The 11,040-nt window shown below is 75.4% G+C and carries 5 protein-coding genes and 2 pseudogenes; 2 read left to right on the top strand and 5 right to left on the bottom strand.

Annotation, left to right across the window (positions count from 1 at the left end; genetic code table 11):
* Nucleotides 1-48: 48 nt before the first annotated feature.
* Together ACWENR_RS26385 and ACWENR_RS26390 are read right to left on the bottom strand one after the other, a co-directional pair.
* Complete coding sequence (locus ACWENR_RS26385) at nucleotides 49-1,428, bottom strand: DUF1501 domain-containing protein (RefSeq protein ID WP_452279651.1); 1,380 nt, start codon at nucleotides 1,426-1,428, stop codon at nucleotides 49-51.
* Nucleotides 1,429-1,436: 8 nt separating this feature from the next.
* Nucleotides 1,437-3,482: a DUF1800 domain-containing protein gene (locus ACWENR_RS26390; protein WP_452279652.1), complete on the bottom strand. Its 2,046-nt coding sequence runs from the start codon at nucleotides 3,480-3,482 to the stop codon at nucleotides 1,437-1,439.
* A gap of 450 nt (nucleotides 3,483-3,932) precedes the next feature.
* Between ACWENR_RS26390 and ACWENR_RS26395 the strand changes: the two genes are divergently transcribed.
* Nucleotides 3,933-4,190, top strand: a complete 258-nt coding sequence (locus tag ACWENR_RS26395) for a DUF3040 domain-containing protein (RefSeq protein ID WP_091104431.1) — start codon at nucleotides 3,933-3,935, stop codon at nucleotides 4,188-4,190.
* 40 nt (nucleotides 4,191-4,230) lie between these two features.
* Here the strand turns inward: ACWENR_RS26395 and ACWENR_RS26400 are convergent, their stop codons facing one another.
* From ACWENR_RS26400 to ACWENR_RS26410, 3 genes and pseudogenes are all read right to left on the bottom strand, one after another.
* A complete protein-coding gene (locus tag ACWENR_RS26400; protein ID WP_452279653.1) occupies nucleotides 4,231-5,274 on the bottom strand; it encodes an SWIM zinc finger family protein in 1,044 nt (347 codons plus the stop codon).
* Nucleotides 5,271-7,937 (bottom strand): annotated as a pseudogene (locus tag ACWENR_RS26405) (DEAD/DEAH box helicase); the annotation flags it as partial. The gene ACWENR_RS26400 and the pseudogene ACWENR_RS26405, both read right to left, overlap by 4 nt.
* Nucleotides 7,938-8,173: 236 nt before the next feature.
* A pseudogene (locus tag ACWENR_RS26410) lies at nucleotides 8,174-8,630 on the bottom strand (ATP-dependent helicase); the annotation flags it as partial.
* Nucleotides 8,631-8,861: 231 nt separating this feature from the next.
* Between ACWENR_RS26410 and ACWENR_RS26415 the strand changes: the two are divergent.
* Nucleotides 8,862-11,040 (top strand): N,N-dimethylformamidase beta subunit family domain-containing protein (locus ACWENR_RS26415; protein WP_452279654.1); only part of this gene is annotated, 2,179 nt, incomplete at its 3' end.

Here is an 11,040-nt window from a genome sequence, read left to right on the forward strand (position 1 = left end):
ACGGTGTGGTCCCGGCGCGGCGGCCGGCGGCGTGGGTGCGCGGGTACGTCACGCGTACAGCTTCATCGGGGTGTACTTCCGGCGCGGGAAGATCTTGTCCACCTGCGCGTTGGTCAGCCCGAACCGCCCCTGCGCGACAGACCCGTAGACGTCGAACATGTTGTTGTACTCGGGCACGTCGCCGGAGTCCAGGTCGCTCAGGCCCTTCCAGTTGCCGAGCAGCGAGCCGGCGAGCCGGCGGCCGGAGAGCAGGGCGACCACGCCGCCGTGGCCGTGGTCGGTGCCGCCGCCGTTGGAGGCGACCCGCCGGCCGAACTCGCTGGACACCATGATCGTCACGTCGGCGGAGCGCTCCCCCAGGTCGGTGAAGAACGCCGCCATCGCGCCGGCCAGCTCGTTGAGCCGCCGGTGCAGCTGGCCGCCGTCGCGGGTGCCCTGGTTCTCGTGGGTGTCGTAGCCGCCCATCCCGACGGTGGCGACGCGGACGTTCGCGCCGCCCTTGATGAGCTGGGCGAGCTGCTGGAACGCGTAGCCGACGCCCTTGTACTCGACGCCCTCGGCCGGCTGGTACGGCTTGGCGGCGAGGCGCTGCGCGGTGGCCAGCGCGCCCAGGCCGTCCTGGACGGCCTCCTGGACGGGGTGGTTGATCCCGGTGAAGAGCCCCTTGATCGCCTTCTCGGTCGCGGCCCGGTAGCGGTCGTCGCCGTTGAGCCGCAGCGAGCCGACGCTGTTGAGGGAGAGCGCGCCGTTGGTGCCGACCAGCGAGCGGGGCAGGGTGCTGCCGATGCCGACGCTGCGGAACGCGGTGCCCGTGCCGAGCGTGTCGACCAGGCTGTCGAGCCAGCCCCGGCCGCCGGTCTCGCTCGGCAGGCCGCCTAGGTTGCAGGCGTCCGCGGCCTGGAAGTGGCTGCGGGAGAGCCGCTCGTCGGAGACCGCCGGGACGAAGCCGAGGTTGCCGCTGCGCAGCCACTTCTCCAGCGGCTTGAACGCGCTGGTCAGCTTGAAGCCGCGCCCCGCCGCCAGGGAGTCGTCGGCGAGCAGCAGGTCGGGGCGGGCCTTGGCCAGCACCGGGTCGTCGGCAGGGGCGACCAGGCTCAGCCCGTCCAGCCCGCCGTAGAGGAAGACGTGGATCAGCGTGCCGGTCTTCGTGGCGGCGAACGACGCCGAGGTGGTGACGAACTGGGCGGTGGCCAGGGCGGTGGCGGTGGCGGCGGCGCCGGCCACGAAGGTCCGCCGGGTGACGCCGCGGCCGTCCTGCTGGGCCTCCTCCAGGTCCTCCAGCCGCCGGTAGCGGTCGGCCTCGGCGGCGTTCTCGGCGGCCACGACGTCGGCCTCGGCCCGCAGCAGCGCCTCGGCCGGGTCGTCGGCCAGCCGCCGCAGGTCGGGGCATTCGGGGTGCAGGGGGAACGTGTGCACAGTCTTCTCCATCAGGTGCCTCACCGGAGGTGGTGCTGGGGGGAAGCGAGGATCGCCCGCGCGACGGCGGTGACGGCCCCGTCGAACGTGGCGTCGACCCTGTCGCCGGCAGCCACGCCGGCCACGCCGAGGATCAGGGACCGTTCCCTGGCGCTCAGCTTCTGGCCGACCAGTCGCAGGGCCAGCGCGTCCACGTACGCCCCCGCGGTCCCCGGCGGCCTGGCCACCAGCTTCTCGGGACGGGTGTAGGTGAAGACGGTGCGTCGGCCGGCGAGCAGTTCGCCCGCCTCGTTCCAGCCGTTGACCATGGTGCCGGCGGAGGTCCAGGCGACGTAGACGTCCGGGTAGCCGTCCGGGGTGGGCTGGCCCATCGGGTACTGGCCCAGCTCGCGCATCTTGTCGTGGACCTGCCGCAGGCCCCGGGCGTACGGGGTGCGCCGGCTGTCGCCGTTGTCGTGCTTCGGGGAGGCATCCGGGGCGACGCCCAGGGCCCGGTACGTGGCGACCAGGTATTCCATCGGCCGGCGCACCTTCTGCCCGACCGCCGCCCAGAACTCCGAGGAGCTGAACAGCGTCATCAGCACCGGCTTGATCATGCCCTTGTTGGCGGTGTACGTCCGGGCCAGCCGGTCCACGAGGGACTTCGGCGGGGTGTCCGAGACGAACCGGGTGGCGAGGCTCTGCGCCACGTACTTCGCGGTCGACGGGTGCAGCGCGATGTACGTCAGGTACGCGTCGATGGCCGCCTCGGCCTTCTTCGGTTCCTTGGAGCTGTTCGCGTGGGTGAAGCCGAGGATCTTGACCTTGCCGACGTAGTGCCGCTCGGGGCGGAACACGTACCTGCCGTCGCTGACGCCCCGGCCGGTCTGCAGCAGGGCCGCCTGCCGGACGTCCTTCTCGGTGTAGCCGCCGTCGACGCCGACGGAGTACAGCTCCAGGTTCTCCCGGGCCAGGTTCTCGTTGACCGCGTCCGCGCGGGAGTCGTTCTGGTTGAGGTAGAGCAGCAGCGCCGGGTGCCGGTTCGCGGCGAGCAGCATCTCGGGGTAGCTGCCGAGGGCGTGCGCCCGCACGACGTCGCGGTCGAAGGAGGCGCGGTGGACCTCGCCGCCGTCGAAGTCGGCGGCGACGTGCAGGAAGTCGTTCCAGAAGTCGACCATCACCTCGAAGAGCTGCCGGTCGGACCAGATCTGCCGGGCGACGGTGGCGTCCACCAGCTCCTTCTCCGGGTGCGCGCCCCGCTCGTTGAGCTGCTCGCGCTGCTCGCGCAGCTGCGCCGTGCTCAGCTTCAGCGTCGGCAGCTCCGAGAGCTTCAGCTCCGCCCGCGTCGGGGCGATCTTCTCGGGGTCGAGCTGCCAGCGCAGCCAGCCGTCGATGCCCCGCTCCTTGATCTCGGCGAGGACCCGGGGGGTGGCCCCGAAGGTGGCCCGCCGGGCCAGGTGCAGGACGGGGTCCTTGGCGAGCACCGTCCTGACCGTCACCCTGGTCTCCGCCGCGGCGGCGGCCGGCCCGGAGAAGGTACGGCCACCGGCCGGGTTGTTCTTCTTGAGCGCCTCGCCGGCCCGGGAGCCCATGTAGCTCTCGTTCTGCTCGGTGTAGGTGCGCACCGTGCTCGGCTGCTGCCCGCTCGGCCGGGTGGGGGCGCCGTCGGTCACCGTGGTGCCGGTGGCGTCGCCGGCCACCACGTCGTCGCCGAGGAGGCTGCGGACCTGCGGGGTCATGGCCAGGGCCGCGCCGCCGGCGACCACGGCCGCGGTGCCGCCGAGCGCCGCGAGGGCCCTGCGGCGCCCGACCCGGCGGCCCGGCTCGTCGTCATCGTCCAGGTTGGGCAGCCCGGGGCCGCCGGAGGGCGCGGCGCCCTGGCGGGCGAAGCCGTCGGGGCCGACCCACTGCGGGCCGCGCCCACTCTGGTACGCGTAGGGGGCGCGCGGGTCGGCCGGGGCGGGGGCGGCGTGGCCGTACGGCGCGGGGGTGTAGGTGTCGCGGTGTCCGTCGGAGGAGGGGCGTTGGCGCCCGTCCCAGCCGCGGTCGTCCCGCGGTCGACGTGGTGGCACATTCTGGTCGGGCATGTACCAAATCCGTTCTCCACGCGCCGCGACGACTGCGACCGGGCATGGGGGTGCAGGTGCGGCGACTCGTGCCTGAGGGGGGTTTACGGGACGGTAACCAAGGCCCCAGGTGCCATCAAGCAGCGCGGAAACCACCCGCGACGGCACTTAAGGCGGCCCTCAGCACCCGCTGGCGACCGGGGATTTCCGCCCGCCCCGGCACGGACCTCCCGAGCAGGGCGTACGCGGCACGCCGGGGCCCGGACGTAACGAATCCCGGCCGTCCGGCGCTGATCGCCGCATTCATCGGCACAGGCAAAATTAAGGCGCGGATAAGCCTGCGCTGAGCCGCCGCCCCGGGCCGGGCGGGACGCCGGACCGGCGGGCCGCAAAGTAGCAGCAGGCCGGCGGCGTGAGCCGCCGCCGCAGCGGGTATGCCGCCGAACCGCTGAACACGTGAGGGGAAGGCACATGCTCAGCAAAGAGGATCAGCGCAGGTTCGAGCAGATCACCCGACAGCTCAGGGAGAGTGACCCGGCGTTCTTCGCCCGGCTCGACCACCGGGCCAGGGCCCGCCGCGGCCGGTGGCTGATGCTGTTGACCATCGTGCTGTGGGCCTCGCTCCCGGCGATGACCGTGCTGGCCGGGCGGCTGGCCGGGGCGGTCTGCGCGGTGGTCCTGGTGGCCAACGCCGCGCTCATGTGGCGGTTCCGCCGCCGCTGGCTGTGACGGGGCGTCGACGACACTCCCGGCGGGCCGCCGGCTGCCCTCACCGGCCCAGGAGCCGGTACGCCCGGCGCAGCCGCTCGACCAGGCCGGGCCCGCCGATGGCCGGGGCCGGCGCGCCGAGCTGCCGCAGCAGCAGGTCCGGTCCGGTCGCGAGGCTGGGCGGCCGGTCGGGCAGCGGGACGGGGGGCAGCCAGAACCGGTCGACCGCGTCGGCCAGCGGCGCCGGCGGCAGACCGGCCAGCACCCGCGCGGCCCCGACCGGCGCGACGTCCACGACGGCACGCCCGTCGCCGTCCACTGCGGACGGCCCGGCGCCGGGGGCGTGGCGGCCGTCGGTGGCAGCGCCGCCGGAGCCGTCCCCGGACGGCCCGTCGCCGGCATCGCCCCGCTGCGCGCCGGACGGCCCGTCGCCGCCGGCACCAGCACGTCGCGCGTCGGTCGGACCCGCCGGGGCGTCGGTGGCCGCGTCGGCCCGCAGGGCGCGCAGCCGGTCGAGCAGCTCGGCCCGGCCGCGACCCCGCCAGTGCAGCAGCTGGAACGGGTCGGCGTCGAACGCCTCGGCCAGCAGGTAGAAGGTTGCCGCGAGGTGCTTGCAGGGCACCGCGAAGTCGGGGCAGCTGCACCGCTGGCGCAGCTCCGCCACCCCGCCCGGGAAGAGCGGGGCGCCGGCCGCGGCGAACAGCTCCTCCAGCTCGGCGGGCAGGTCGCCGGCGAGCAGCCGGGCGCTGAAGAACGCCTGGGCGGCCAGCTCGCCCTCGACGCGGGACCAGAGTTCGGGCGGGAACGGGGTGAGCGCGATGCTCACCTCGTACGGCTGCGGGCGGGAGCCCTGCACGACGGCGGTGACCGTGCCGGGCGCGACGTCCAGGCTGACCACCTGGCCGGCCCGCGCGTACGACCGGCCGCGGGTGAGCCGGGTGCCGAGGGCGAAGGACTCCAGCACCTCCAGGAAGCGCCGCGACCACCAGGACCGCCCGATCGCGCCCCGGGTGCTGCGCGCCCTCAGCCCGCCGTCGACCCGGCGCGGCCGGCCGTAGTCGGCGAACCGGCCGTCCGCCCCGCCGCCCTCCGCCGGCCCGCTCACTCCACCACCGCCCCGGCCTCCAGGGTGAACAGCTCCCGCAGCTGGGCGGTGGACAGCTCGGTGACCCACTGTTCGCCGGTACCGACGACCGAGGCGGCGAGGCTGCGCTTGTCGGCGATCAGCGCCGCCACCTTCTCCTCCACCGTGCCGACGCAGACGAACTTGCGTACCTGCACCCGGCGCCGCTGGCCGATCCGGAACGCCCGGTCGGTGGCCTGGTCCTCGACGGCCGGGTTCCACCACCGGTCGACGTGCACCACGTGGTTGGCCTCGGTGAGGGTGAGCCCGGTGCCGCCCGCCTTGAGCGACAGCACGAAGATCGCCGGGCCGCCGGGGGACTGGAACCGGGTGACCATCGCGTCCCGGTCGGCCTTGCCGACGCCGCCGTGCAGGAAGAGCACCTCCCGCCCGAAGCGGGCCGACAGGTGGCCGCGCAGCATGCCGCCGAACTCGGCGTACTGGGTGAAGAGCAGCGCCCGCTCCCCCGCCGCCAGGACCTCGTCCAGGATCTCCTCCAGCCGGGCCAGCTTGCCGGAGCGGCCGGGCAGCGCCGAGCCGTCGCGCAGCAGCTGGGCCGGATGGTTGCAGATCTGCTTGAGCCGGGTCATGGTGGCCAGCACCAGCCCGCGCCGCTCGATGCCGTCGCTGGACTCGATGCGCGCCAGCATGTCGTCGACCACCGCCCGGTAGAGCGAGGCCTGCTCGGCGGTCAGGTTGCAGACCACCTCCATCTCCAGCTTCTCGGGCAGGTCGGAGATGATCGAGGAGTCGGTCTTGAGCCGGCGCAGCACGAACGGGCCGGTGATCCGGCGCAGCCGCTCGGCCGCCTCGGCGTCGCCGTGCCGCTCGATCGGCTCGGCGTACGCCTTCTTGAAGCTCGCCGCCGGCCCCAGCAGCCCCGGGTTGGCGAACTGCATGATCGACCACAGGTCGGCCAGCCGGTTCTCCACCGGCGTGCCGGTGACCGCGATCCGGTGCCGGGCGGGCAGCGCGCGGACCGCCTCTGCCTGGCGGGTGGCGGCGTTCTTGATCGCCTGCGCCTCGTCGACGACGACCCGGTGCCAGTCGATGCCGGCCAGGTCGACCGCGTCCCGGGCGGCCACCGAGTAGGTGGTGAGGACCAGGTCCGCGTCGTGCACGGCCGTGGTGAACGCCGCCCCCCGCGCCCGCTCCGCGCCGTGGTGCACGTGTACGCGCAGCCCCGGCGTGAACCGGGCCGCCTCCCGCTGCCAGTTGCCGACCAGCGACATCGGGCAGACCAGCAGCGTCGGGCCGGCCTCCGGCGGGTCCCCGGCGAGCAGGGCGAGCAACTGCACCGTCTTGCCCAGCCCCATGTCGTCGGCGAGCACCCCGCCCAGCCCGAGCGACTGCAGGAACGCCAGCCAGGCCAGGCCGCGCCGCTGGTAGGGGCGCAGCGTGCCGTGGAAGGCGGGCGGCGGGTCGAGCGGGGTGAGCCGCCGCTCCACCGCCCCGGCCAGCAGGTCGCCGAGCGCGCCGTCGGCGCCGACCTCCAGCACGGGAAGCGCGTCCGGCTGCTCGTCGTCGGCCAGGCCGAGGCGGAGCAGGTCGGCGACGGTCAGCTCGCCGGCGGAGCGGAGCAGCCGCAGGCCGGCGGCGAGCCGCTTCGGGTCGAGTTCCACCCAGCGCCCCCGCAGCCGCACGAGCGGGGTCTTCAGCGCGGCCAGCGACGCCAGCTCCTCGGCCGTCAGCGGCTGGTCGCCGAGGGCGACCTCCCAGCGGTAGTCGACCAGGGCGTCCAGCCCGACCCCGCCGTCGCCGGCGACGGTGCCCGGGGCGGTCCGGCTGCGGGCCTGCAGCCGCGCCCCGAGCCGGGACGACGGGCGCCGCCACCAGGACGGCAGCAGCACGGCGAAGCCGGCGGCGTGCAGCACCGGCGCGCCCTCCCGGAGGAACCGGTGCGCGCCCTCGACGTCCAACTCCAGCGCCTCGGGCGTCGCGGTACGCAGGGCGGTGTCCAGCTCCGGCCAGAGCCGGCTGGCCCGGCCCAGCTCGGCGAGCAGCGTCTCCTGCGGGTCGCCCCCACGGCCGGCGAGCCCGGCGACGGTCTCCGGCGCCCGCCAGACCTGACCGGCGTCCACGTGCAGGCTCGGCTCGTCGGCGGCCTGGAGCCCGAACTCGACCCGCCACCGCCCGGCCGTCGCGACCGTGGCCGCCGGGTCGGCCGGCACCACGACGACCGGCTCGGCGATCTCGTCGGCGGAGGGCTCGACCAGTCGGAAGCTCGCCCGCACCGCGCCGCCGGCCGCGTCGCGCTGCCAGGCGTCCAGCTCGGCACGGAGGGTGTCCAGCGCGGCCGGCTCCGCGGTGAAGTCCCGCACCGGCCCGGTCAGCGCGGCCAGCCACGCGGGCACCGCGCCGTTCGGCCGTACGCCCCGGGCCAGCGCGGTCTCCGCCAGGGCCGCCCGGACCGCGGCGTCGGTGAGGGCGTCGAGCGCGTCGGCGACCAGCGCGCCCGGCCCGTCGTCACCGCCCGGACCGGTGGCGGGGCCGGTAGCGGCAGGGCTGGATCGGGCCGGAGCGGTGGCCACGACGCCCGCGTGGGCCGGACCGGCGGCGCGCGCGGCCGGCGGCAGCGCCAGTGCGAGCGCCCGCGCCCAGGCTGCGTCGGTGCCGGTCAGCAGGGGCCACCACACCGCCCGGGCGGCCACCCGCGTCCGGCCGTCCCCGGCGGACCGGTCGTCGTCCCGCCCGGGCCCGGCGGTCACCGGCCCGGCTGCGGCCCCGGCGGGGGGCGTGCCGGCCGAGCGCAACGTCCCGGCGGTCGCCGGCCCGGCGGCGACCCCGGGAGGCGGCGAGCCGGCGGCCGAGCGCGGCGTCCCGGCGGCGGCCCCGGGAGGTGGCGTGTCGGCGGCGGAGTGGGGCACCGTGGCAGCGGCGAGGCCGGGCAGAACCCGGCCCCGGGCCGCCAGGTCGACCGCGAAGTCGGCCAGCTCGGCGAGGTGGCGCAGGGTCGCGCCGGGCACGACGGCCAGCCCGCCCAGCCCGCGCAGCAGGGGCAGGGCGGCGTCCGGGGCGTACCGCAGGACGGGAACGCGCCACCCGGCGAGCGCGACCGGCCCGCGGACCGGCTCGGCGACGGCGGTGCGGACCAGCTCCGGTGAGTCCAGCGGCGAGCCGGCCCGGGTGGGAAGCGTGAGCAGCGCCGTGTCGAGGTCGGCGGGCTCGGCGGCGTCGGCCAGCGCGGCGGCCAGCACCGCGTGGCCGGCGGCGAACGGGTGCGGCCGCTCCCGGGGCGGCCGACCGGCGCGACGCGGCGCGCGGGCCGGCAGCGTGCTGTCCTCGGCCCAGACGGCGAGCCCGACGCCCCACCGCCACACCCCGTGGACGACCAGCACGCGTCCCCCTCCCCGTGACGACCCCGGCGAGGATATCCGGCCGGACGCGCCCGCCTCGGCCAGCACACCGCGCCCCCCGCGCGACCGAACCGCCGGACGGCGCGGATCCCCCGATCGGCCGGTCTCCCCCGCCTTCCGGGCACCTTCCCCTCCGCCTCCCGATCCGGGTCCTCGGCGGTCCTCCCGGGTCGCTAGATTTCCCTGGCTCGATAACGGAAAGGTTCTTCACACATGTCACTGCGCGTCTCCCGCCGGATCACCCGGCGTCGTGTGCTGGCCTCGGGCGGCGCGCTGGCGGCGACCACCGCCGTGCCCGCGGTGCTCGCCGCCCCCGCCGCGCCGGCACGGGCCGCCGACCCCACCTACGACCCGGAGCAGCGGTTCGTCCAGTTCGTGCCGGGCGGCAACGGGGTCGTCTTCGCCATCCAGGCCGACGGGGCGCTGATCTGGTACCGGCACTGGGGGTGGCAGACCGGGGTGACCGGGTGGGCCAGCGGCTCCGGCCGCCGGATCGGGTCGGGCTGGCACCAGTTCCGCACGGTCCTCGGCAGCGCGGACGGCTCGCTCTACGGGGTACGCGCGGACGGCACGATCCACTACTACCGCTACGTCTGCACCAACTACACCACCGGGGCCGGCTACTGGAGCGGCAGCAGGCAGATCGGCAGCGGCTTCGGCAAGTTCCCCCGCCTCTTCGGCTTCGGCGGCGCCGTCTACGGGGTCGACGCCGACGGCGACCTCTACGGCTACCAGTACACCCCGTCGACGGGGACGTGGACCGGCGGTGGCCGGATCACGCGGGGCTTCAAGAGCTACCAGGGCGTCGCGGACGGCTCCGGGGTGATCTACGCGTACCGGCACGGCAACCTCTACTGGTACCAGCACCTGGGCGGCGGCCGGTGGGCGGCCGGCTCCGGCATGCGGATCGGCGCCGGCTTCGAGGAGCTGACCATCAACGGGCTGGTCTGCGGCGGGCAGGGCACCCTCTACGGCGTGCGGCCGAGCGACCCGGCCCGGCGCGCCACGGGCGGCCTGGTCGCCTACCGGATCACCAACTGGAACAGGGTGGGCGCCGACGGGCGGGCGAGTTGGGTCAACGGCGGCTCCGGCCGCACCGTCGGCAGCGGCTTCACCCTCCAGAGCCAGGCCGCCCTCCAGGGGTACGCGCGCACGCCGACCGTGACCGCCGGCTCGACCGCCCGGATCGCCGTCTCCACCACCTTCCCGACGTTCACCGCCTCGGTCGTACGGGTGGCGCCCGCCGAGGGCCCGCCCGAGGTGGTGAAGGCGCCGACGGACGTGACCGGCAAGCTTCAGGTGCTCCCGACCGGCTACCTGCACTCGGGCTGCGACTGGTCGGACACCCTGACGCTGTCGGTCCCGTCGAACTGGCCGTCGGGCCTGTACGCCGCCCGGCTGGAGGGCCCGCACTCGCTGCGCCGGCACGTGCCGTTCGTGGTGAAACCGGCGGCGCCCCGGCACGACATCGCGATGCTGCTGCCGACGAACACCTACCACGCCTACAACACGTGGGGCGGGCACTACCAGTACTGCGGGGACCTGGCGGGGACGCGCACCCTCACGCTGCGCCGGCCGTCCACCGAGCTGAACGTCGAGGCCACCGGAAACCTGGAGCACACCCTCTGGTCGGACGTGCTGCTGATGCGCTGGATGACCCGGCAGGGGCTGGAGTTCGACTGCTACGACGACACCGACCTGCACGGCTCCGGCGGCTGGCTGACCCGCTACCGGGTGCTGGTGCTGGGCAGCCACCCGGAGTACTGGTCGGAGCAGATGCGCCAGCACCTCGCCGACTACCAGGCCGGCGGCGGCCGGGTCATCTACGCCGGCGGCAACGGCCTCTACGAACGGGTGCGGTTCAGCGAGGACCGCAGCGCCGTCACGTTCCGCACCCCGGAGGGCCGGCGGGACACCTACAACTCGCTGGGCCTGCCGGCCTCGCAGCTGCTCGGGGTCAACTACACCAGCGCGAGCTGGTTCACCTTCGCCCCGTACGCGGTCCTGCGCGACCACAAGCTGCTGGCCGGCACCGGCCTGACGGTCGGCAGCCGCTTCGGCCTCGCCGGCTACAACGGCGCGGCCAGCGGCTGGGAGACCGACGCCCTGCTGAACCTGGACGGCGAGGTCGAGCCGGGCGAGGTCATCGCCCGGGGGCAGAACACCGGCGGCGGCGCGGCCATGGTGCTGGTGGAGAAGCCCAACGGAGGGTTCGTCTTCAGCGCTTCCTCGATCAGCTTCGCCGGGTCGCTGGCGACCGACGCGGCGATGTCCCGGCTCTTCCGCAACGTCTTCGACCTGGCCCTGGCCGACGGGCCGGCGGTCCGGCGGACGACGGCGCCGCGGCAGCGCACCGCCCCCGCGCCCGAGCAGCTCGAACCCCGCCCGCTGG

The sequence above is a fragment of the Micromonospora sp. NPDC004336 genome, assembly GCF_053602615.1.

Bases quoted from the DNA above. Each gene is read 5' to 3' on its own strand.
- ACWENR_RS26385 (WP_452279651.1), bottom strand. From the start codon at position 1,428: ATGGAGAAGACTGTGCACACGTTCCCCCTGCACCCCGAATGCCCCGAC.
- ACWENR_RS26390 (WP_452279652.1), bottom strand. From the start codon at position 3,482: ATGCCCGACCAGAATGTGCCACCACGTCGACCGCGGGACGACCGCGGC.
- ACWENR_RS26395 (WP_091104431.1), top strand. From the start codon at position 3,933: ATGCTCAGCAAAGAGGATCAGCGCAGGTTCGAGCAGATCACCCGACAG.